Source organism: Enterococcus sp. C57 (genome assembly GCF_040887305.1).
Classification (GTDB): domain Bacteria; phylum Bacillota; class Bacilli; order Lactobacillales; family Enterococcaceae; genus Enterococcus_B; species Enterococcus_B hirae.
Genome location: NZ_JBFOFP010000002.1, coordinates 159860 through 183080, shown reverse-complemented (window position 1 = coordinate 183080; position 23221 = coordinate 159860). Strand labels below are relative to the sequence as shown.

23 protein-coding genes, 1 tRNA gene and 1 pseudogene are annotated in these 23221 nt (G+C 36.6%); all 25 read left to right on the top strand.

Annotated features, from left to right (window positions below; all coding sequences use genetic code 11):
* Window positions 1–4: 4 nt before the first annotated feature.
* Window positions 5–820 (top strand): maltodextrose utilization protein MalA, encoded by an 816-nt coding sequence (locus AB5M32_RS02785; protein ID WP_034698022.1) that lies wholly within the window; start codon window positions 5–7, stop codon window positions 818–820.
* A 149-nt stretch (window positions 821–969) separates the two neighbouring features.
* A complete protein-coding gene (locus AB5M32_RS02780; protein ID WP_010719132.1) occupies window positions 970–2136 on the top strand; it encodes a class I SAM-dependent methyltransferase in 1167 nt (388 codons plus the stop codon).
* Between the two features lie 51 nt (window positions 2137–2187).
* Window positions 2188–2358, top strand: coding sequence for a hypothetical protein (locus AB5M32_RS02775; protein ID WP_158000810.1), 171 nt, complete (start codon window positions 2188–2190; stop codon window positions 2356–2358).
* A 460-nt stretch (window positions 2359–2818) separates the two neighbouring features.
* Window positions 2819–4168 (top strand): proline reductase-associated electron transfer protein PrdC, encoded by a 1350-nt coding sequence (prdC, locus tag AB5M32_RS02770; protein WP_178286241.1) that lies wholly within the window; start codon window positions 2819–2821, stop codon window positions 4166–4168.
* Window positions 4169–4194: 26 nt separating this feature from the next.
* Window positions 4195–6090, top strand: coding sequence for a D-proline reductase (dithiol) proprotein PrdA (prdA, locus tag AB5M32_RS02765; protein ID WP_368024285.1), 1896 nt, complete (start codon window positions 4195–4197; stop codon window positions 6088–6090).
* Between the two features lie 13 nt (window positions 6091–6103).
* On the top strand, window positions 6104–6412 hold the full coding sequence (locus AB5M32_RS02760; protein WP_010719135.1) for a CBO2463/CBO2479 domain-containing protein: 309 nt from the start codon (window positions 6104–6106) through the stop codon (window positions 6410–6412).
* On the top strand, window positions 6413–7138 hold the full coding sequence (gene prdB, locus AB5M32_RS02755) for a D-proline reductase (dithiol) protein PrdB (RefSeq protein ID WP_080292465.1): 726 nt from the start codon (window positions 6413–6415) through the stop codon (window positions 7136–7138).
* Window positions 7139–7150: 12 nt separating this feature from the next.
* Window positions 7151–7888: a proline reductase cluster protein PrdD gene (gene prdD / locus AB5M32_RS02750; RefSeq protein WP_178286245.1), complete on the top strand. Its 738-nt coding sequence runs from the start codon at window positions 7151–7153 to the stop codon at window positions 7886–7888.
* A gap of 21 nt (window positions 7889–7909) precedes the next feature.
* Window positions 7910–8389 (top strand): glycine/sarcosine/betaine reductase component B subunit, encoded by a 480-nt coding sequence (locus AB5M32_RS02745; RefSeq protein ID WP_034698007.1) that lies wholly within the window; start codon window positions 7910–7912, stop codon window positions 8387–8389.
* Window positions 8390–8402: 13 nt separating this feature from the next.
* On the top strand, window positions 8403–9419 hold the full coding sequence (locus AB5M32_RS02740; RefSeq protein ID WP_126343891.1) for a proline racemase family protein: 1017 nt from the start codon (window positions 8403–8405) through the stop codon (window positions 9417–9419).
* Window positions 9420–9535: 116 nt separating this feature from the next.
* Window positions 9536–10408 (top strand): sulfite exporter TauE/SafE family protein, encoded by an 873-nt coding sequence (locus AB5M32_RS02735; protein ID WP_010737601.1) that lies wholly within the window; start codon window positions 9536–9538, stop codon window positions 10406–10408.
* 199 nt (window positions 10409–10607) lie between these two features.
* Complete coding sequence (selD, locus tag AB5M32_RS02730; RefSeq protein WP_178286247.1) at window positions 10608–11639, top strand: selenide, water dikinase SelD; 1032 nt, start codon at window positions 10608–10610, stop codon at window positions 11637–11639.
* A gap of 69 nt (window positions 11640–11708) precedes the next feature.
* A complete protein-coding gene (gene yedF, locus AB5M32_RS02725; RefSeq protein WP_178286249.1) occupies window positions 11709–12308 on the top strand; it encodes a sulfurtransferase-like selenium metabolism protein YedF in 600 nt (199 codons plus the stop codon).
* Between the two features lie 10 nt (window positions 12309–12318).
* The gene (locus AB5M32_RS02720) at window positions 12319–12576 is read left to right on the top strand and encodes a DUF3343 domain-containing protein (protein ID WP_010737598.1); all 258 of its coding nucleotides are present in this window, start codon (window positions 12319–12321) and stop codon (window positions 12574–12576) included.
* A gap of 12 nt (window positions 12577–12588) precedes the next feature.
* A complete protein-coding gene (gene selB / locus AB5M32_RS02715) occupies window positions 12589–14484 on the top strand; it encodes a selenocysteine-specific translation elongation factor (RefSeq protein WP_178286250.1) in 1896 nt (631 codons plus the stop codon).
* Window position 14485: 1 nt separating this feature from the next.
* Window positions 14486–15610, top strand: a complete 1125-nt coding sequence (locus AB5M32_RS02710; protein WP_178286251.1) for an aminotransferase class V-fold PLP-dependent enzyme — start codon at window positions 14486–14488, stop codon at window positions 15608–15610.
* A 14-nt stretch (window positions 15611–15624) separates the two neighbouring features.
* Entirely contained in the window at window positions 15625–17025 is a 1401-nt protein-coding gene (gene selA, locus AB5M32_RS02705) for an L-seryl-tRNA(Sec) selenium transferase (protein ID WP_178286252.1), read from the top strand.
* Window positions 17022–17522, top strand: a complete 501-nt coding sequence (locus AB5M32_RS02700; RefSeq protein WP_034697986.1) for a CD3072 family TudS-related putative desulfidase — start codon at window positions 17022–17024, stop codon at window positions 17520–17522. Before selA ends, AB5M32_RS02700 begins: the two co-directional genes overlap by 4 nt.
* A complete protein-coding gene (locus AB5M32_RS02695) occupies window positions 17515–18057 on the top strand; it encodes a CD3073 family putative ECF transporter S component (protein WP_178286253.1) in 543 nt (180 codons plus the stop codon). The genes AB5M32_RS02700 and AB5M32_RS02695 overlap by 8 nt, the downstream gene beginning before the upstream one ends.
* A gap of 110 nt (window positions 18058–18167) precedes the next feature.
* Window positions 18168–18264, top strand: a tRNA-Sec gene (locus AB5M32_RS02690).
* A 355-nt stretch (window positions 18265–18619) separates the two neighbouring features.
* Window positions 18620–19566, top strand: a pseudogene (locus tag AB5M32_RS02685) (methionine ABC transporter ATP-binding protein).
* Entirely contained in the window at window positions 19559–20212 is a 654-nt protein-coding gene (locus AB5M32_RS02680) for a methionine ABC transporter permease (RefSeq protein ID WP_161652411.1), read from the top strand. The pseudogene AB5M32_RS02685 and the gene AB5M32_RS02680 overlap by 8 nt, the downstream one beginning before the upstream one ends.
* 12 nt (window positions 20213–20224) lie before the next feature.
* Window positions 20225–21073, top strand: a complete 849-nt coding sequence (locus tag AB5M32_RS02675; protein ID WP_178286254.1) for a MetQ/NlpA family ABC transporter substrate-binding protein — start codon at window positions 20225–20227, stop codon at window positions 21071–21073.
* A gap of 240 nt (window positions 21074–21313) precedes the next feature.
* A complete protein-coding gene (locus AB5M32_RS02670; protein WP_178286255.1) occupies window positions 21314–21946 on the top strand; it encodes a PepSY domain-containing protein in 633 nt (210 codons plus the stop codon).
* Window positions 21947–22021: 75 nt separating this feature from the next.
* Window positions 22022–22954, top strand: a complete 933-nt coding sequence (locus AB5M32_RS02665) for a dihydroorotate oxidase (protein ID WP_034697978.1) — start codon at window positions 22022–22024, stop codon at window positions 22952–22954.
* The last annotated feature ends 267 nt before the right edge of the window (window positions 22955–23221 follow it).

The window sequence follows — 23221 nt, the reverse complement described above, 5'->3', positions numbered from 1 at the left end:
TTTGATGCAAACATTTCCTTTGAATTACTTTTCTCATTTAAATAGTCCTAGACGTCTATTTGCTGGTAGAAGACAGTTGTCATGGCCTAAATTGAGTCTGATCTTTCTTTTCTTGGTCGCGTTGATGGTTATGCCGATTACCATGTATTATACCAATCAGGTAAAAGCAATCCCTATGGAGCAATTTTTGACAGTTCACCAACTAATTGATCAAGATGGAGTAAATAAATTTTCAGAATTACCCATGGAGAATGGGCAAATAAATCACTCACCAATAACGATTTATCAGAATAACGAAATACTGATTGGGTCAGGATTGACGAAAGAACAAAAAAACGAAAAAAACGCCTTTATTGATTTCGCAAAAAATCATTGGACAATCCAGCAAAAAGAACAGGGGCGTATAAGAACCTATCAAATGAATTACCAAGCGTCTTTCAATCCCGAATCAGTCCGAACGCCACAAGAGTTTCAAGCATTTTTAGAACAGGAATTTTACGCCAGTAATCGTCCAATGATTATTTTATCTTATAGTATGAGTTTAGGAATCATCTTATTTATAATGACTAGCTTCATTTTATTTGGTGCTTCTTTCTTTTTATGGCTAACTAGAAAGAGTCGTTTTTCTTCCATCCAAACATTCAAAGAAAGTGCCAATTTAATGTTGAATGTGATTGGAGTTGGCTCCATTATTGCCACGATTGTTGGATTCTTTTATTTTGATTTTGTTTTGATGTTAGGTATTCAATCAACTGTTTCAGTTCTTTTATTGCTATGGATTTTTGCTAAAACTGGCTTTAAAGATGAAGTCAAGGCCTAAGATCATCAACTAATTATGAGAAATTAAATGTGAAAATAATGAAAATTTGATAGGTAACAAAGATTTTTTTCTGAAAAATACCCTTCTGAGTTGATTCTTTTAATTTTTAGTATTAACGTTAAATAGTAGCAATTCTAAGGAGGAAAATCATGTTAGAAAAAACAGTATATAATCAATTATTTTCACGTTCTTTCTCCCTTCCAGTTGAAGTTACCTACTGGGATGGTACGACAAAACGCTATGGAGATACTGACAATCCTCCCCAAATCAAAATTAAGATCCATGAAGAAATACCAATGAAAGAAATCACAAATAACGCCTCTCTAGCTCTAGGTGAAGCTTACATGGATCATCGTATTGAGATTGAGGGAAGTATTCAAGCGTTGATCAACGATGCTTACCAACAAGCAAACAGCTTTTTAAGAGGGAGCGACTATTTAAAATGGCTTCCTAAAAAGCAAAAACACACAAAAAAACAAAATCAAGCAGATATTCATGCACATTATGATCTAGGAAATGATTTTTATGAAATGTGGCTAGATCCAACATTAACCTATTCTTGTGCTTATTTTGAGACACCTGAAGATACATTGGAACAAGCCCAAATCAATAAAGTCCACCACATCTTAGATAAACTTTTCATCAAGGATAATGATACGTTATTAGATATCGGTTGTGGTTGGGGAACCTTGATGTTTACAGCTATCAAAGAATACAATGTAAAAGCAACTGGTATTACCTTGAGTGAAGAACAATATAACCATATTACTAATCGGATCAAAGAAGAACATCTGGAAGATAAATGTCGGGTCTTATTAATGGATTATCGTGATCTTAAAGATGAAACGTTTGATCATATTACAAGTGTCGGGATGTTTGAACATGTGGGAGCAGACAACTTAAAAGAGTATTTTGGTGTCATCCAAAAATTACTAGCTCCTAAAGGAACAGCGTTGATTCACGGTATTACTCGTCAGCAAGGTGGGGCAGTTAATGCTTGGATCAACAAATATATTTTCCCGGGTGGATACATTCCAGGATTAGCAGAAATCGTAACAGATATTACGGATAATGATTTACAGTTAATTGATTTAGAAAGTTTGCGCCGGGACTATCAGCTTACTTTAGAACATTGGACAAATAATTTCCATAAAGTACAAGACAAGGTAACAGAAACTATGGGCGATTCCTTCTATCGAATGTGGGATCTTTACCTTCAAGCTTGTGCAGCATCTTTTGAATCAAGTAACATTGATGTTATCCAATACTTACTTGTTCAACCAAGTAATAATGATCTTCCAATGCATCGTGCATAAGGGGAGAAACCTAATAAAAAATATTAATTAAGATTCGCATGAAAAGAGGCTTTGAAAGAAGCGTTTAGCTCCTCCCTTATTATTGAGGAGTTGCTTCTTGAACGCCGTGAATCAGAGGTCGTAAAAACATCGGGTAGCTCTGATGACAATAAGAAAGAATTTTTTGAAACAGCTTCTCATGTTTTGAAAAATTCAGGCTTATTTCAAGGGGCTGATGTTTGAACACCGTTTATTCGTTTTTAGAGATACTAGAAGAGACTGAGACAACTTTTGTCCCAGTCCCTTTTTTATTGTGAAAATGTCTATTGCTCTCTAACATATTTTTTTGATTTTTTATTAGCTAAAAAGGAGATGATTATCAAGCTGATTTTGCCAATAGAATAGAACAGATATTGAAAGAGCAACCGTGCTAAACTGTATTTTTTGATGGATGAAAATGAAAAAATTATGATAATCAAAATTGCATAGACTATACGTGTCGTTCAATAAAGTGAAAAAAGATTTTCCATCAGTTCTCACTCTATGTATATAATCATTAAGTGCATGTTGTTATTTTTTCTCTATATTTAAATAAAAAACAATACATATATTTTTGTTGTTATAAAAGCATTTGTAGAACTATAAATAACAATTGTTTATAAATAAATCATTCATCAAACCTCTATATTGTGATATTATAAACATGAGCTGTGGGTGGCTAGTTTACTCAAGTTCAAGTAAAACGAGGGAGGTGAAAAGAGTGGAAAAAATTCTTATACCATTAAAACAACATGTAGGCGCTTTATCAAAGAGTATGGTAAAAATAGGCGAATATGTGCAACGTGGACAAAAAATTGCTAAACCAGATGGATTAGGAGCAAATATTCATTCTAGCTTTTCAGGCGTTGTATCAGAAGTAACCAACGATCAGATTGTGCTAAAGATTGATGAAAAGCAAAATTTTTCAAGTTATCTTCCTATTCCAGAAACATCCTCTTATATTCAAGCAATCAAAGAAGCCGGAATTGTCGGAGCTGGTGGAGCTGGGTTTCCGACAGATATAAAATTATCTTGTGAAATACCAGAAGGCATCTTTATCGCAAATGGTGCAGAATGTGAAGCTTTATTACTTCACAACGTAAAGCAAATGAAAAGTCAAATCAAACAATTGATTCGTGGAATAAAGTATTGCATGAGCATTACGAAAGCACCCAAAGGAATCATTGCCGTTAAAGGAAAACATCGAGAGTTAGTCATACAATTGTTAAAGTTTACCAACAATGAACCGACAATAGATGTTTACCAATTACCTGACATCTATCCTGCAGGCGATGAACGTGTAGTGATTCGTGAAGTGTTGAACATCACTTTAGACCCTGGTCAACTACCAATCGAAATCGGAGCAGTAGTGGATAATGTTGAAACAATTAAACGCATTGTCGAAGCGATTGAACAGCGAAAACCATTTATTGATAAAGATCTTACGGTATCTGGTCGTGTAAAACAAAAGAAAACAGTCTTTAAAGATGTCCCAATTGGAACACCTGTCAAGCAATTAATTGATCAAGTTGGAGGTTTTATTGAGCCCCATGGAGAAATTGTGATCGGTGGACCAATGACTGGTCATAGCGGCACGGAAGAAACCCCCATTACGAAAACCAGCGGAGGGGTATTGGTTGCTATGCCATTTCCTCAAGAACACCGAAAAATAGGACTATTACTTTGTGAATGCGGCGGTTCAGAAGAAAGAATGACTGAAATAGCTGAAAACATGGGTGCTGAAGTTGTTGCTACACAACGCTGTAAGCGAATGGTAAAAGTGAATGGAAGATATAGATGTACCTTGCCAGGTATATGTCCAGGACAAGCACAAACAGTCTTTGCTTTGAAAAAAGCAGGTGCTGAAGTTGTGATGACTGGAACTTGTTCTGATTGAACGAACACCGTTATTGGTGTAGCTCCTAGGTTAGGAGTTCCGGTTTATCATCATACAGATCATGTACTTCGGGCAGATGGGCACAGACTATATCGTAAATTACCTACAACGAAATAAATTTAAATTTTAGGAGGATTTAACGAATGTCTATTACGGCTGAAACTGCCCAAGAACATGCAAAAGATCTAGCTGTACTCTGTTGTCGTGCGGAAGCAGGCACAGTGATTACGCCAGAAAATCTAGAGGACCCCGCAATTTTTCTTGATCTGGAAGAATCAGGGTTGCTTGAATTTTCTGAAGATGTGTTAACGATTGAACAAGTACTTGGTACAACATTAAAAGAAACAACGGATGCGTTGATTCCATTGACAAAAGAATTACTGGAAGGTGTATCTGAAGGAATGAAAGAAGTTCATTTAAATGAAAAAAAAGAAGTTGAGACTTCTGAAACAATTGCGACGCCAATTCAAACTGCTTCATCTTCTGTAACGAGTGGTCAGACTATTAAAATTCATATTGCTGAAGGAAAAGGAATTGATTTAGAGCTTCCTTTAATGATGGCTACTCAGTTAACCGAAACGGTAAATCCTGCACCGGAATCAATAATTCCTGAGCAAGTAACGCCAGTAATACCAGCACCGGTTTTGGAAAACTCAAATCAGGTGAAAGAAAAAGTGATTCGTTCTGTACGACATGATCATCTAAAAATTGATCAGGTGATTTTTGGGGAAGAAACAAAAATCGAAGGAACAACTTTAATTTTACGAAAAATGACAGAAATTTGTGCTGAAGCAGTTGAACTGGAACAGCTCGTTGAAGATATGACTTTAGAAATCATTACACCAGATAAATACACTGAATATAGTGAAACGATTATGGACGTTCAGCCAATTGCCGCAAAAGTTGAAGGCGATCTTGGGCATGGAATTACCCGAGTACTGGATGGTGTCGTCATGGTTGTTACAGGGACGGATGCTAATGGAGTTCAAATCGGTGAATTTGGTTCTTCTGAAGGAGAATTAGATCGTAACATTATGTGGGGACGACCTGGAGCACCAGATAAAGGAGAAATCTTTATTAAAACCCAAGTGACAATCAAAGAACACGCGAATATGGAACGTCCGGGTCCGCTAGCCGCTCACAAAGCTTCTGATTACATCACTCAAGAAATTCGTGAAGACCTCAAAAAAGCGGATGAATCATTGGTGATACATTCAGAAGAAATTATACAGAAACGTCGAATTGGCAATAAGAAAGTTTTGATCATCAAAGAAATAATGGGGCAAGGTGCGATGCATGATAATTTGATTATGCCCATCGAGCCAGTTGGAACATTTGGCGCAAAACCAAATGTTGACCTTGGCAATTTGCCAATCCTATTGGCACCAACAGAAGTATTAGATGGAGGAATCCACGCGTTAACTTGTATTGGACCGGCTTCGAAAGAAACTTCACGCCATTATTGGCGGGAACCGCTTGTTAAAGAAGCAATGGCAGATGAAGAAATTGATTTAGTCGGTGTTATGTTCGTCGGCTCTCCACAAGCGAATACTGAAAAATATTATGTTTCAAAACGTTTAGGAATGACTGTCGAAGCCATGGACATTGATGGTGCCATTGTAACCACTGAAGGTTTCGGAAATAATCATATTGATTTCGCTTCTCACATGGAAGAAATTGGAAAACGTGGAATCAAAGTGGTTGGCGACTCTTATAGTGCTGTTCAAGGAGCCTTAGTTGTTGGTAATTCTGAAATGGGCGCAATGGTTGATAATAATAAATCAAAACAAGGGATTGAAAATGAAATTTTATCAAATAATACCTTGTGTAGAGAAGACGCCATTCGTGATTTAGCTATGTTAAAAACGTTAATGGGTGGAGGAACAATTAAACCAGCTGAACGTAAATGGAATCCGAATGTCAAACAAAACAACATTGAGATTATCGAAAAAACAACAGGAAGAAAAATAGACCTGGAAGAAAATGAGCAATCTTTGCCGAAAAGTAAAAAACGTCAAGAAATTTATGAAAAAGAATAAAATAAGGTGCAAAATGGATAGAATCGAAAAATTAAAGTATGTCTCTACTGAACAAATGTTTGAAGGGATACTTGTTGAAGTTCGAGATGCGAGCGTAACTATTGATATCAAAGGACGACTAGGTCAATTAAAAATTCCGCGGCGCATGATTATTTCAGAGTACGATTTAAAAATAGGACAAGAAGTTGGATTTTTGATGAGTTATCCAGAGGTTTTGGAAGAAGCAGCCAATACTCATTACGTTGAAGCAATCACAGAACATGAACGTCGACGTTTAAAAAATCAACAGAAGAAAATAAAAATGAGAGAGGAAAATGAGTAGATGAGTTTAACAGTATTCGAAGGATTACAGTCAGAAATTTTTGTACCAATCACACCCAAATCCGTCTTTACGCCCGTTAAAAAAGAGCTGAAAGAGATGCGGATTGCTTTAGCAACGGCAGCTGGTGTCCACTTAAAAAGTGATACACGTTTTAATTTGGCAGGAGATACAACGTATCGTGAGATTCCAGATGGAGTACCAAGTGAAGATTTAATGGTCTCACATGGTGGATATGACAACGCAGACGTTAATCGGGATGTCAATGCGATGTTTCCGATTGACCGATTACATGAATTAGTAAAAGACGGCTTTATTAAAGAAGCAGCCCCTGTACATTATGGCTTTATGGGAGGCGGCGGTGACCAAGATGCCTTTAATGAACAGACGGGACCAGAAATCGCACAAAAACTCGTGGAAGAAGAAGTTGACGCAGTTGTTTTAACTGCTGGTTGAGGGACCTGTCATAGAACTGCCGTGATCGTGCAGAGAGCAATTGAGGAAGCAGGGATTCCTACTATTTTAATCGCCGCATTACCACCAGTAGTACGGCAAAATGGTTCACCTAGAGCTGTAGCACCACGTGTGCCGATGGGCGCTAATGCCGGAGAACCACATAATATTGACATGCAAACGGGTATTTTAAAAGATACTTTAGAAAGCCTAGTTTCAATTGAAACACCAGGGAAAATTGTGCCATTGCCTTATGAATATATCGCTCATGTGTAAAGAGGGTTCAGCATGCAAGGAGAAACATTAAAAATGAAAGTTTTCCATATGGAAAAAGTTTCCATAGGAAATCAATTTAAGCTTGATCACAATCAACTACAGATAAAAACTGAATTTGATTGTCTGTGTAAGGATGTCAAATCCTTGACGATCCGATTGTTAGAACCCCATCAGTTAGACCTAAAAACAAATACTATCATGGATATTTTACCAATTTCTGCTAAAGTATTAGGCGTTTTGGGGACGGGTATCACCCATACATTAACGGGAGTGTCGGTCATAATGACCGGCACAATCGATGAGGGTGAACAGCTCCATGAGTTTGGTTCTTCTGATGGTGTATTGCGTGATCATTTATTTTTAAATCGACCGGGCACACCTAACGCAGAGGATTACATTATTTTGATTGACTTACTTGTCAAGAAAGGAACACCTTTCGATCGTGAGTTATGTTTAAAATTGTTTCGGATAGTTGACAATTATCTGCAGGAAATCCGAGAACAATTAAAGTTGCTAGATGGTAAGGAAGCAACGGAAACACATATCTATGAAGAAAAAAAAAATCCGGGAAAGCCAAAAGTGACGTTGGTCAAGCAGGTAGCTGGCCAAGGTGCGATGTACGATATGTTATTATTTCCAGATGAACCTAGTGGGTTTAAGGGTGGTCATTCGATTATCGATATGAATAATATGCCCATCTTTTTATCTGCCAATGAGTATCGTGATGGTGCCATTCGTTCAATGGTCTAATTGTTAGAAAAGGGGATTTGTATGGGAATAGGACCATCAACTAAAGAAACTTCGATGCACCTTTTTAAAGATCCTTTACTGGATGTTTTAAGCAAAGATCCTGACATTGATTTCCAAGGTGTTATTATTATTGGCACGCCTCAAAGCAATGAAATGAAGCATCTAGTCGGACAACGAACAGCTACTTGGCTAGAAGCGATGGCTACAGATGGCGTTGTTTTATCAACAGATGGTTGGGGAAATTCAGACATCGATTTTGCCAATACCCTAGAAGAAATAGGTCGTCGTGGCATCAGTGTTATTGGGCTCAAATTTATTGGGAAACAAGCCAAGTTTGTCGTAGAAAATGATTATACAAAATATGTGCTGGATTTTAATAAATCACAAGCAGGGATTGAAACGGAAGTGGTTGGAGAAAATACGATCACTTTCTATGATGCAGTTAAAGCGCTCGCTTTTATAAAACTAAAGATGCGTAAAGATAATCAAAAATTGAAGTAACGTGGAGGTTAGTATGAAAGTATCAAAAATGATATCAGTAGTAGATACCCATACAGCTGGTGAAGCCGCTCGGTTAATTGTAGGAGGCATTCCTAAATTTCATGGAAAAACGATGGCGGATAAAAAAATATACCTGGAAACACAAGCAGATGATTTACGTAAAATGCTAATGCATGAACCACGAGGGCATAAAAATATGTTCGGGGCTTTTATTTGTGAACCGGTTCATGACGAGGCAGACTACGGGATTATTTTCATGGATTCTGGTGGCTATTTAAATATGTGCGGTCACAACACCATTGCGGCAATGACAGCAGCTGTAGAATTGGGCTGGGTAGATGTAGGAGAAGGAACCCGTGTGGTTAAAGTAACGCAAGATACACCTGCGGGGATTGTTTGCGGAGAGGTTCATCTGGATGAAGATTACTCTGCGGAATCGGTCTCTTTTGAAAACGTGGAATCCTTTCTATATAAAGAAAATGTGGCAGTGAGTGTGCCCGATATTGGGACAGTTCATGTGGATATTTCTTTTGGCGGAAGTTTTTTTGCCATATTAAAAGCCGAAGAAGTTGGTTTAACAATTGAGCCGAAGAATGCGTCAAGATTTACTGAAGCAGGTCTAAAAATTCGCGAAGCGATTAATCAAAATATCGAGATCCAACATCCCCGATTAAAACATATTAAAACCGTTGACTTAGTCGAATTTTATGGTCCTGCTAAAAGTCCTGAAGCTACTTATCAAAATGTCGTGGTATTCGGGGATGGACAAGTTGATCGTTCACCTTGCGGAACGGGAACGAGTGCTAAATTAGCAACTTTGTATGCAAAAAACGAGTTGAAAATTGGTGAAAGTTTTGTCTATGAAAGTATTTTAGGAACGATGTTTAAGGGAGAAATTACAAAGGAAACACGTGTAGGAAATTATCAAGCGATTATTCCCAAAGTGACGGGATCTGCTTATATTACAGGATTTAATCAATTCCTTGTCGATCCTAAAGACTCATTAAAAAATGGATTTTTACTTGATTAAAATACAAGGTATAACCATCCAAAATGTGAATTGAATTCTCTAGTCCTAGCCATTAACAGATGGTTACATAAAAAATGATGGGTTAGTAAAACTCTGCTTACTATTAAGGAGGTATCATGGTACAACTACTGTTGGGTTTATTAAGCGTTTTATTACTCTATTTCTTATTCTTTTTTGTTCTCGACTTACTTGCAAATAAAGGAAATTGGGGTGGAGGAAATTATCTTATTTCTGGAACAATTGGGTTAATTACCGATTTTTTAGATACATTAGGGATTGGTAGTTTTGCGCCAACAACCATGTTACTAGAATTTACCAAGCAATTAGATAACGATCGACAATTACCAGGAACGCTCAATGTGGCACACTCTATTCCGGTAATCATTGAAGCTTTTATTTTCATTACTGTTGTTAAAGTATCACCTATTACTCTGTTTTCATTAGTTGCAGCAGCAATTGTGGGTTCGTTTGTGGGTTCGAAAACAGTCAGTAAGCTACCTGAAAAAAAGGTGCAGTTTTTTATGGGACTTGCTTTGATTGTGACAGCAATTTTAATGGGGCTAAAACAAGCTGGAATGCTGGATCTCTTAGGCTCTGGAAATGAAGCGACTGCTTTAACAGGTCTTAAGCTAATCATCGGCGTCATCGGTAATTTCCTATTAGGTGCATTAATGACGATTGGCGTAGGTTTATATGCACCATGTATGGCATTAGTATACATGTTGGGGTTAAGTCCGCTTGTTGCTTTTCCTATTATGATGGCTTCTTGTGCAGGATTGATGCCCGTTGCTTCAGGTAACTTTATTAAATCTGGTGATTATGCGCGTAAAGTTAGTTTGGCAATTACGATTGGTGGAGTAATTGGGGTAATTATTGCTGTTAAATTCGTCACAAGTTTAGATTTGAATATGCTGACTTGGGTAATCATTGCTGTAATTATTTACTCAGGAATTACATATATGCGAAAAGGAATGTTTTCTAAAAAATAGAAAAGCTTAATCTAGTAGCAAAATGTGAAGGAGTGGAAAGAACTGTACAGCCACTTCTTCATTTTTAGTACACCAAACTAGCATAGTTATTTTAATGATTTGCCCGCTATTTTCTGATTGTTGGTGTAACTATAGAAAATGAAACAGTAAGCAGCAGAGGAAAAGTCATCGATTATTACACTATATGAAAAGGAAGTGGATGCCAATGAAAAAAGAAATCGAACAATTAATTATTTGTGGTGGATGTAACGCTAAGATTGGTCCTGGAAATCTAGGGAATATTTTAGCAGACCTCCCTAAATCCCAAGATGAAAAATTGTTAGTGGGCTTTGATGCAACAGATGACGCAGCCGTTATCAAATTGACCGATGAATTAGCAATTATTCAGACGTTAGACTTTTTTCCTACTATGGTGACAGATCCTTATTTATTTGGCAAAATTGCTGCTGCCAATGCGATGAGTGATGTTTATGCGATGGGAGGGGATGTATTATCTGCCTTAAATATTGTTGCTTTTCCTGAAGAAAAAGAACTACAGGTTTTAAAAGAGATTTTAAGAGGTGGGGCTGAAAAAGTTCAAGAAGCAGGTGGAATCTTAGCAGGTGGGCACTCAATCCATGACCGTTCAGTCAAATATGGACTTTCTGTAACTGGCACAATTCATCCAAACAATATTTACAAAAATAATACTTGTCAAGAAGGAGATCACTTAATCTTAACAAAACCTCTAGGTGTAAGCATTATTACCATTGGTTACAGCGCCGGGGCAATAACCAAAGAAGGGTTTGCCAAAGCAACAAAAAGTATGGAAACCTTAAATAAATATGCGATGGCTATCATCAGAAAATATCCAATCACTAGTTGTACCGACGTAACAGGATTTGGGTTAGCAGGACATCTTCATGAAATGTTACATGACAATTTTTCAGCTGAAATCTATTCAGAAAAACTGCCATATTTTGAAGAAGCTTATGAAGGAGCAAAAGCCTTTCTTTTTACTGCTGGAGGACAACGAAACCGAAATTTTATGGAAAAAAAGATGGCCTTTTATGTCGATGACTTAGGAATCGAAGAGTTGCTATATGATCCACAGACATCTGGAGGATTATTGGTAAGTATCCCGGCTAAAGAAGCAAAAAAATTAGAAGAAGATCTGAAATCAGCCAATATCTTAGCCAAAGATTTTGGCGTTGTTACGAAAAAAAAGACAGCAGAAATCATGGTTTATTAAGAAAAAAATTGTTCGATTAGTCTAATAAACTGATCCCATGATTCACTACACATGGAAAGGAGAATCAAAATGGTTAAAATTAACGCATTGGGAAAAGTATGTCCCCTTCCAGTGATTGAAACAAAGAAAGCTTTGGAAGAAAACGATACAGTAGAAACAACTGTCGATAATGAGATTGCTGCACAAAACCTAAAAAAAATGGCGGGACAACTAGGTTATGATTATCAAGTAAAGCAAAATGATGCACAATCGTTTACTGTACGTATCTCCAAGAAAAACGGAGGGATAGCTTCTATTTATGAACAAGAACTTACAAGAGAAAATGATATTGAAGACAATTATATAGTTGTTGTCGACACGAATATGATGGGGCAAGGGTCGAAAGAATTAGGGAAACAATTATTAAAAATGTTTATTTATTCTTTAACCGAACAACCTGATTTGCCCGAAAAAATCATTTTCTACAATGGTGGGGTCCATTTAGTAAACGACAACTCGGATTCCTTGGAGGATTTACAGATTCTTGCGGAAAATGGGGTAGAAATTTATGCTTGTGGAGCCTGTCTTAACTATTATAATCTCAGTGAAAAATGTAAAGTCGGTGAAGTGACCAATATGTATCATATTGTTGAAATGATGCGACAATCTAAAAAAATCATCAAACCTTAAGGAGTAAACAATGAAGTCATATGGAGTGGTATTATTTCATTCGACACGTGAAGCAATGAGAGCTGAGCTGATGTGCCAATCAGCTAAACTATCTGTAAGAATCATTCCTACACCCGAAAAAATATATCTTAGCTGTGGTTTTTCTTTAAAATTTCCGCTAGAAGCTGAAAATCAGATACGGCATATTTTAGCTAAAAATAATGTGTCATCAGAAGGTTTTTATAAAGCGCTTCAAGTTGGACTGGATGTAACGTATTACTTATTATAAGGGGTAAAAGAAATGGCAAATATTGTAATTGGAACAGCTGGGCATATTGATCATGGAAAAACAACATTGATCAAAGCGCTGACTGGAATAGATACTGACACAACAAAAGAAGAAAAAAAAAGGGGCATGTCGATTAATCTAGGATTTGCTTACTTAAATTTACCAAATCAACAACGTGTGGGTTTCGTAGATGTTCCTGGCCATGAAAAATTTATTAAAAATATGGTTGCTGGACTACCTGGTCTTAATCTTATTTTATTAGTCATTGATGCTAGTGAAGGAATCATGCCTCAAACAAAAGAGCATATTGATATTTTGAATTTATTAGGAATCCACCATTTTTTAATTGTATTAACAAAAATTGATACGATTGATGCTGAATTGAAAGAACTAGTCATCGAAGATATACGTGATCAATTACTTCACACGCCTTTAGAAAAAACGGAAATAATTGAAACCGATGCCATTAGTGGAAAAGGGATCAAACAATTACTAAAAAAAATCGAAGCCTACACGGAGCAAACATCAGAACAAGTAAGTAGTGGAACACCAAGGTTAAATATCGATCGGGTTTTCAGTGTAAAAGGCTTCGGTACAGTAGTTACAGGCACTTTGCTGGAAGGGGAACTAACCGTTGGAGAAAACTGCTATCTCTACCCAAATAAGCGAAAAGTTCGGATAAGAAATCTGCAGGTACATGAAAATAACGTTCAAAAAGCATATGCTGGACAACGAACTGCTATCAATTTAGCAAACATTACCCGTGAAGAAGTCACGCGCGGGGATGTTCTATCAACCGCGGATTCTTTAGAGGAAAGCTGGATGTTGGATGTTAAGGTATCTTGCTTGGCAGGGACGGATGGGGGAATTAATCTATGGGATCGGGTTAGAGTGTTGATCGGAACAAAAGAAATAATGGCTCGTACTGTTCCATTAGGATTAGATTGGATTGGGCCAAACGAAGAAGGCTTTTTGCAGTTACGATTAGAAGAAAAAGTTTCTGTAAAAGAAAAAGATCGTTTTATTCTACGCTCTTATTCACCCATGCATACGATTGCTGGAGGTGAAGTCTTAAACGCCGTTCCAAAAAAACATCGTCGATTCAAACAGGCGATTTTAGAAAGCTTAAAAGCGAAAGAAAATGGCAATCTGAACAGTATGATAATTGATTTTATGTTAAATAAGAAACAGCCATTTACAGTAGAAAAAGAATTGTTGACCTATCTGGGTGTCCCCCTTGATCAACTAAGCCATTCATTAGAAGAACTACAGGATAAAAGTCAAATCTTCTTTACCTCTTGTGGGTTTTTACTTTATGAAAGATATCAACAATTAGCAGTAAAAGCACAAAAGATCTTAGAAGAGTATCACAAAAAATACCGTCTACGGGATGGTATGCCTTTAGAAGAATTTCGTTCTAAAATACGAAATGGCTTGACCGAAAAAGAAGTTTTCGTCTTGATTCAATTATTAAAAAAATTCAACGTAATCAAAGAACAACAGAAACGATTATCTGTTTATGATTTTCAAGTACAATTTAATAGCTATCAACAAGTCGCCAAACAAAAAATTGAACGTTACCTAAAAAACAGTGGTTATATGCCGATAAAAAAAGAAGAGTTAGCCCTTTTAGACAAAAATGCTGAAGAAGTATTGGAAGCTTTAGATGCCACCAGCGCTGTTTTTTTAACCCACGAATATGTTCTGTCAGGAAAGATTTACCAGCAAGCTATTCAACAAATCCAGACTTATATCAAGAAAAACAAGAAAATGACACTAGCTGATTTTCGTGATATGACAAACTCGAGCCGAAAAGCTTCCATGCTTATTTTAGAATCAATCGATAAACTCGGCATCACAAAACGAGTAGAAAATTATCGGATTTTAGGGAAACAAGAAGGAGACTAGTATGACTATTTATTTAGATAATGCAGCTACGACAGTCCAAAAGCCGGTTTGTATGAAACAAACAATCCTAGATGTGCTTGAAAGTGAGAGGTATGGCAACCCAGCTCGTGGCGCTCATAGCTATTCCATTCGTGCTTATCAATTAATAGAAATGGCAAGAGATACATTAAAAAGTTTTTTTCATACCGGGGATTTATATGAAATTATTTTTTCTGGAAGCGTGACTATTGCTCTTAATGCAGTATTAAAAGGGTTCATTCAAGCTGGTGATCATGTATTGACCACAAGTTGGGAACACAATTCCGTGCTGCGACCACTCTATCAATTAGAAAAACTAGGCGTTTCCTACGACATTATCAGTAGTCATCCGATCACTGGACAGTTGAATTATGAAGAATTTACTGAAAAATTAAACGCAAAAACCAAAGTAGTGGTCTGCAATCATGCAAGTAATGTGACAGGGAATCTTTTAGATATTGAATGGATAAAACGTTTTTGCCACAAACATCAGCTGTATTTAATCTTAGATATTTCTCAAACAGCTGGTCATCTACCAATTGACTTAAGTGATGGGAAGGTCGCAGCGGCTTGTTTCACTGGACACAAAGCGTTACATGGACCACAAGGAACTGGGGGCATCTGTATTCACAAAAAACTGAAACTTACACCGATAATAACTGGTGGTGATGGTATGAAGTCCTTCTCTAAGGAGCAGCCGGATGAATTGCCAGCAATGTTGGAGGCTGGGACAGCAAATGTGCCAGGAATTGCTGGATTAGCAGCCAGTGTAGGTTGGCTAATGTCCCAAGAGACACCATCATTGGGAAACTACTTCTACCAAGAAGCGATGAAGATTTCAGAATTAACGTTTTATGGAGATTTCACGAAAGAGCATATAGACGTTTTTTCGTTGAATATCAGATCTGCAGAATCAGCTTTAATCAGTGACATTCTGTGGGAAGAGTTTGGCATTGCCACACGTTCAGGCTACCATTGTTCACCGCTAATACATCAAGATTTAGGAACTAAAAATACTGGAACTGTTCGAGTATCTTTATCCCGTTTTACAACAGAAGAAGAAATAGAAAAAACCATAAAGGCGTTGAGAATAATTGCAAAACGATAGAAAGCAGGTAAACGATGGCTAGAGAAATACAACGACGATTAGCAGATTTGCCTTCAGTGGATCGTTTATTAAAAACTCCTGAATTGCAAATATTAGAAAAGAAGTATTCTTACGGAGTAGTCAAACAACAGGTACAAAGTGTTTTAGAACAAACTAGAAAAACTGTTTTAAAAGAAGAAGTGTTACCTCCAGCGATTGAAGAACTCTGTATTCGAGTGATTGAAAAAGTGAAACAACGAACATATTCGTTACAAAAAGTAATTAATGGGACAGGTACGATTCTGCATACAAATTTAGGACGTTCCTTACTTAGTAAGAAAATTGAGGAACAATTAAAGACAATAAGTTTTTCCTATTCAAATTTAGAAATGGATTTAACTAGTGGCAAGAGAGGTACCCGATACAGTCATTTAACGCATATTCTAAAAAAACTTACTGGAGCAGAAGACGTCTTAGTGGTGAATAATAACGCAGCAGCTGTTATGTTAATTCTTGATACTTTGGCTACTGATAAAGAAGTATTGGTTTCTCGAGGGGAACTTGTTGAAATAGGAGGATCTTTTCGTATTCCAGAGGTAATTACCGCAACAGGTGGAAAAATTAGAGAAGTTGGAACAACCAATAAAACGCATATTAGAGATTACCAACAGGCTTTGACTTCTGAAACTGGAGCGATTTTAAAAGTCCACACCAGTAATTATCGAATCATTGGATTTACAGAAACTCCTCACTTATCAGAGTTAACTCTCTTAGCACAAAAACATCAAGTCCCGTTAATCAATGATCTGGGTAGCGGTCTACTCATTGACATGCGCCGCTTTGGCTTACCGTATGAACCGACTGTTCGAGAAGTAATCGAGCAAGGGTGTGATGTGGTCTCCTTTAGTGGAGATAAATTATTAGGCGGACCACAAGCCGGAATTATTGTAGGTAAAAAAACGTATATTCAGAGGATGAAAGAAAATCAACTACTGCGTGCATTAAGAGTCGATAAAATGACTCTAAGTGCATTAGAAGCAACTTTAGAACTTTATCTTGATGAAGAAGAAGCCATTCGATCCTTGCCTACTTTGCAAATGCTATCGGATAAGATCGAAAATTGTTTGAATCGCGCACAAATATTAGCTGAAAAGTTAAAAAAAATCGAGCAACTCGAAGTCGCTATCGAAAAAGATTATAGTACGGTTGGTGGTGGAACGTATCCAGAAAGCTTATTACCTACCTATGCAGTAACAGTAAAAAGTAAGCAATGGCATGCGGAAGAGCTGCAACGAAGACTAAGAAAAGGAATTGTTCCAGTGATTAGTCGGGTAAAAAATGAGCGAAACTATTTAGATATGCGCACGATTTTTGAAGAAGAACTTCATCAGGTGTTCGTCAGTTTAGAAAAGATTTTTTGTGAGGAAATAACATGAAATTAAAGAGAGAATTTGTGGTTGTTTCACACTGCATCTTGAATCAACATGCGGTGATACCTGGATGGGAACGGGCTCGTGGTGCTTTTCCTTTGGCCATTTCTTTATTAAATCAAGGCGTTGCGTTGCTACAATTGCCTTGTCCTGAATTTTTGACCTTAGGAAAAGAGAGACCACCAATGACTTATCAAGAATATGTTGCTATACCAGGCTATCGTCAAAAATGTCAAAGTATGTTGCAACCAGTCATTCAACAAATCAAAGAGTATCAAGCGAATGATTATCGCTATTTGGGAATCATCGGGATCAATGAAAGTCCTAATTGTTCCATCTCAGCACAGCGAGGCGTGCTAATGGAAGAGTATTTTGAATTATGTAAGAATCATGGGATTGTTAATCCTTATTTTGAAGTTCCAACTTGGTATACAGAAGAATCACAAGGCGATTTATATCAGAAATTAAAACTATTTTTAGAAGGAAAAGTAAACGATGAATAATAAAATGAAAATATTGACTTTATGTGCAATGGCCGTTGTTTTAAATGTTGTTTTAGGTGAGGCTGTTTCACTAATGAAAATCCCCTTATTATTTTTAGATACGATGGGAACGATTTATATTTCAGCCAATTTTGGTATGAGTTATGGGATAATGACTGGGATTGCCACTAATTTATTAATGGGGATCATCAGTGGGCCGTTGGCTGTTCCTTTTGTATTCGTAAATATTGTTGTAGCAATTATCTGTTCTTTACTAGCGAAGAATGGATTTTCTTACAAAAAAGCTCTAATAGCAGGGGGACTATTAGCCGTTGTTTGTCCAATGATCGGTGCGCCGATCCGTTTAGCTTTATTTGGTGGTTTTACCGGTTCAGGAACGGACATCCTCATTTTTGCTTTCAAGGCTTCCGGTAAAGAAATGATCACTGCAACTTATTGGGCAACTGTTGCAGGAAATATTGTGGATAAGATGCTTTCTTGTTTACTCGTTGCTTGGTTTATGAAACGTTTACCGCAACGTATCCTAGTAAAATAAAAAGAGAACAACTAACAGATATTAAAGCTAGTCCAGTCTTTTATAACTACAAACATTCTAGCATTTGATATTGATTGAACAAACGAAAAATGTTAGAATGTTTTTATTAGGGGAGTGGATGGGTTCTGGTGTTCCCTCTGGTCTTCAAAACCAGTATGAGGAGTTAAGAGCTTCTTGGGTAGGTTCGATTCCTACACATTCCCGCCAATTGAATACATACAAAGCTAAAAACATTGATAAAGAGCCGTTCTGTTGATGTTTTTAGCTTTATTTTTTTGTCGCCACTGCATTTCCACTGCATTTGATTATTTTTCGAGCTAGTTCATTGCTTGATCACTGTTTTCATCAAGTGTAAGAAAGGAACATTCTGCTTCTCGCTTTTTATCAATGATCATGTGATCAACATCACATATTAGTCTCGACATGGCTATTTTTCCATGCTATATTTAATTCGAAAAGAAGAAATCAAAATATAGATGTGCGCATCTATTACATAAAAAGACTTAATTATTAAGGATTTTTATCGTCTTTCTATTAATTCCCACATAGTTAAAGTTTTTATATGAATGCGCCGGAAAGGAATGAGAGCTTGATTTCATTTGAACACGTTTCAAAGTCTTTTGGAGGTACCATGATCCTAAATGATCTCAATTTATTTATACCAAAAGGTAAAATCTTTGGTATCATTGGACGAAGTGGTGCAGGAAAAAGTACAATGATTCGTTTAATAAACGGATTAGATCAACCAACAAAAGGTAAGATATCTCTATCAAAAGATGTGAAAAGCAGCACAATATTTCAACATTATGCCTTATTGCAGTCAAAAACTGTCGCTGATAACATTCGACTTGCTCTGAGATTTAGCAAAGTCAATAAGCAGGAATACGACAAAAGAATTGAAAACGTTTTACGTTATGTATCGATGATAGAGAAAAAAATACATATCCCTCCCATTTATCTGGTGGGCAGAAACAACGAGTGGGGATTGCTAGAGCGTTAGTAACGGAGCCTTCGCTTTTATTATGCGACGAAATTACTAGCGCTCTTGATCCAACCGCTAAAAAAAGTATTTTAAATTTGTTAAAAAAAGTGAATGAGGAACTAGGAACCACCATCATTTTAGTCACCCATGAAATGGAGGCGATAAAAGAAATTTGTGATGAAGTGGCTGTCATTGATTCAGGAAAAGTTATTGAACAGGCAACAACCAAAAAAATGTTTTTAAGTCCTCAAAGCAATTTAGTTCGTGAATTTTTAGCCGATATGATTTATCCTAAGTATCCAAAAAAAGAATCGATTTCTTTTAATTATGTCCTATACTTCCTGATGAATGCCACAAATTATGCTCGTTTTCAAGAAAGTAAAATAGAGGGGACGGTCTATGATATCAAAACCATACATATTAGCGGAGAACGTTTTTTTGCGATGTATTTTCTAACGAATAAAATTCCTGATAATGAATTTATTGACCAACTAATTAGTTATGAGAAGGTGACCGTTGATGTTTGAAATACTTTCATCAGAAATCATTCTCAAAGCAACTTATGAATCGATTTATATGGTCAGTATTTCTTTGGTGTTCGCTATCGGCTTAGGAGTTCCTTTAGGCATACTATTAGCAGAGACCAGAAAACAAGGTGTTTTAGCTAATTCTCCTATGTACACGGTGTTACAGACGCTTATCAACATCTTGCGTTCAGTGCCATTTATCATTTTATTGGTGGCTATTTTGCCTTTTACTCGCTTAGTTGTTGGAACTTCCATTGGAACAACTGCTGCTATTGTCCCGCTAACGTTATATATTGTTCCCTTTATGGGCCGTTTAATCGAGCAAGCCATTCTAGAAATCCCTCCTACAATTATCGAATGTGCCAAAACTTTAGGGGCAAACCGATTGGAAATCATTCTTTACTTTATTCTACCTGAAGCTCGACCGGCGATTATATTAGCTATTACTAATTCAATGATTGGACTAATTAATGCCTCTTCTATGGCGGGAACTGTTGGTGGAGGAGGAATCGGGGATTTAGCTATTTCCCAAGGCTATCAACGATTTAATAGTGGGATGATTGTTGTAACGGTAGTTATCTTAATTGTTTTAATAAACAGTATCCAATTTCTGGGAAATTATCTTTATCATAAAATTAAATATTAAGGAGTAAACTTCATGAAAAAAATAATGACTATAGTCTGTCTGTTCGTATTGGTTCTCATTGGGGGTGGTTGTCATTCAAAAGATCAATCATCACACGCTCAGAAAAAACATGAAATTGTCATGGGGGTAACTGGAGGACCGTATAACGATTTATTTGATGATGCGATTGCACCTATATTAGAATCGGAAGGATATACGATTAAACGAATTGAATTTTCTCAATTTATCCAATCAAATACTGCCTTAGGTGAAGGAAAGATTGATGTAAATGTTGCTCAACACTCCGCTTATATGAATGTTTTCAATAAGGAGAATGGGACTGATTTAGTTCCTTTAGTTGCTACACCCTCTGTTCCGTGTAATTTGTACTCTTCCAAATATACAAGTAAAGAAGAGGTGAAAAAAGGAATGATGATTGGGATTCCCCAAGATCCGAGTAATGCAGCACGAGCCTATGCAGTTCTTGCTAAAGCTGGTTTTATTCAAGTGGATAAACAAGTGAAAAGTACCGACTTGACTGCAAAAGCAATCACAAATAACCCCTATCAGTTAAATATCAAAGAGATGGACACGAACACTTTACCACACGTGTTGGATGACCTTGATTTTGAAGTCATACCTGGAAGCACAGTTGAAGATGCAGGAATTCGAGAACAACTTCATTTGATCGAGCTAGAAAAAATGGTGCCTGAATTACAAATCGTAGCTGCTGTGACAAAAGAAAATGAAAAAACGGATTGGGCAAAAGCGATTAAGAAAGCCTACCAATCAGAAAAATTTCGTACATATATCAATAGTCATAATAAAGATAATTACTGGATCATACCTGACATTTCTGAAACTGAGAATAGCAGCCAATAAAGATATTACATATTAGCAATTGAAAGGAAGCGTTGCGTTTTTACTTAAAACATGTTTTGCTTGTTCGTAGAAGCGGAGACAATTTTTTTCTTATTTTGATTTTTTAGACAAGACTGATTACTTTTTTAGTCTTGTCTTTTTTTGCTATTTAATGATTGATTTGTTTAAAAATGACAGAACAACTTTACTTGTGTATACTTAAATTAAAGTGATTTTTATTCAAGAAAGGAAATAAATTTTATGAAAACTAATGTTATTTTTTGTGGGCTATTTTCTTTACTATTGTTAGCAGGGTGTCAATCGAATCAGGCTACACCAGAATCAACGCCAGCGCCAGCGACTACATCAACAAGTACTGGACAACAAGCAACTTCTTCAACCGAAGCATCAAATCAAACAATGAATTCTGGGACGAATGCAACAAAAGAGATCAAAGTATCTGCACAAAAAGCGATTGAGTTGTTTCAAAAAGAATATCCAAATGCAGCGATTACCAGTTTAGAATTAGATAGTAGCTGGGGAAGTTTCTTCTATAAAATCGATGGTGTTGATGACCAAAATGAATACGAAATGAAGATCAATGCAGCAAACGAAGAAATTCAAAAACAAAATCCTGAGCGTTTAGATCAAGATGAACAAAATGGACAGAAGAAACAAGAAGATGCTTTGGACACAAGTAAACTTCTAAGTATTGAAGAAGCAGCGAAAATCGCTGAAAAACAAGCGGGTGGGGGAACAGCCACTGACTGGGATCTTAGTAAGGAACTTGGTACCACTTACTGGGAAGTGAAAGTGAAAAACGGGAATAAGAGTACTCAAGTAAAACTCAATAGTCAAACGGGAGAAGTTTTAGCAACTGAAAATGATGATTAATTGTCTTGATCCTATTTGCTTTTGCTTGACTTGATGATAAACTAGAAAAAATGATTCATCAAAGGAGAGAATGACTTGACCTTAGAAACGACTTTTTTTAATCATACTTTTGCTAACCCTTTTATGAATGCCTCCGGTGTTCATTGCATGACAACGACAGAACTAGTTGAATTGGAACAATCCAATGCTGGCGCTTTTATCACAAAGAGTTGTACACTGAATGAACGTGCTGGAAATCCAGAACCTCGTTATTTCGATGTACCTCTTGGAAGTATTAATTCCATGGGATTACCTAATCGTGGATTTGATTATTACTTAGATTATGCATTGAACTATGAAAAACAGCAGACACAACCGCTTTTTTTCTCTATTGCAGGCATGAGTGCAGCAGAAAATTTGGAAATGTTGACATTGATTGAAAAGAGTGACTTTCAAGGAATCACTGAATTGAATCTTTCTTGTCCCAATGTTCCTGGCAAACCACAGTTAGCCTATGATTTTGAGGCGACGGAAGATTTATTGCAACAAGTTTTTGCCCGTTTCACCAAACCATTAGGAATCAAATTGCCCCCATATTTTGATTTGGCGCATTTTGATCAAATGGCTGAAATTTTGAATCAATTTCCTTTAACTTATGTAAATTCTATTAATAGTATCGGCAATGGTTTGTATATCGATCCTCAAAAAGAAGCAGTCGTGATCAAACCTAAAGAGGGTTTCGGTGGACTTGGTGGAGAATATGTGAAACCAACCGCTTTAGCGAATGTCCGTGCTTTTTATACTCGCTTGAAACCAGAGATCAAAATTATTGGTACTGGAGGCATTCGAAATGGACAGGATGCTTTTGAACATTTATTATGTGGAGCAACTATGCTACAAATCGGTACCGAACTTCACAAAGAAGGACCGAAAATTTTTGATCGCATCACGAAAGAACTCGAACAGATCATGACAGAAAAAGGGTATCGAACCATCGATGAATTTAGAGGGAAACTAAAAACGATCTAATCGTTAACGATTCTCTAAGTGATGAAATAAAAGACAACAATAAAAAATAAGCCAAAGAATCCAAACATAGTTTCTCTTATTTTGGAAATCTTTGGCTTATTTTTATGCAATCCGGTGGTTTTAGAATAATAACTGGTGGTTAGCTTTTAGTCTATTCGTTGGTTTGCCATGAATAGTACCTTAGCTATTAGGATACAATAGGTGTATATAATTACTGATAATAGCACCACCGTTTGTAACATGAAGCGTAATCATTCTTTTTGTTTG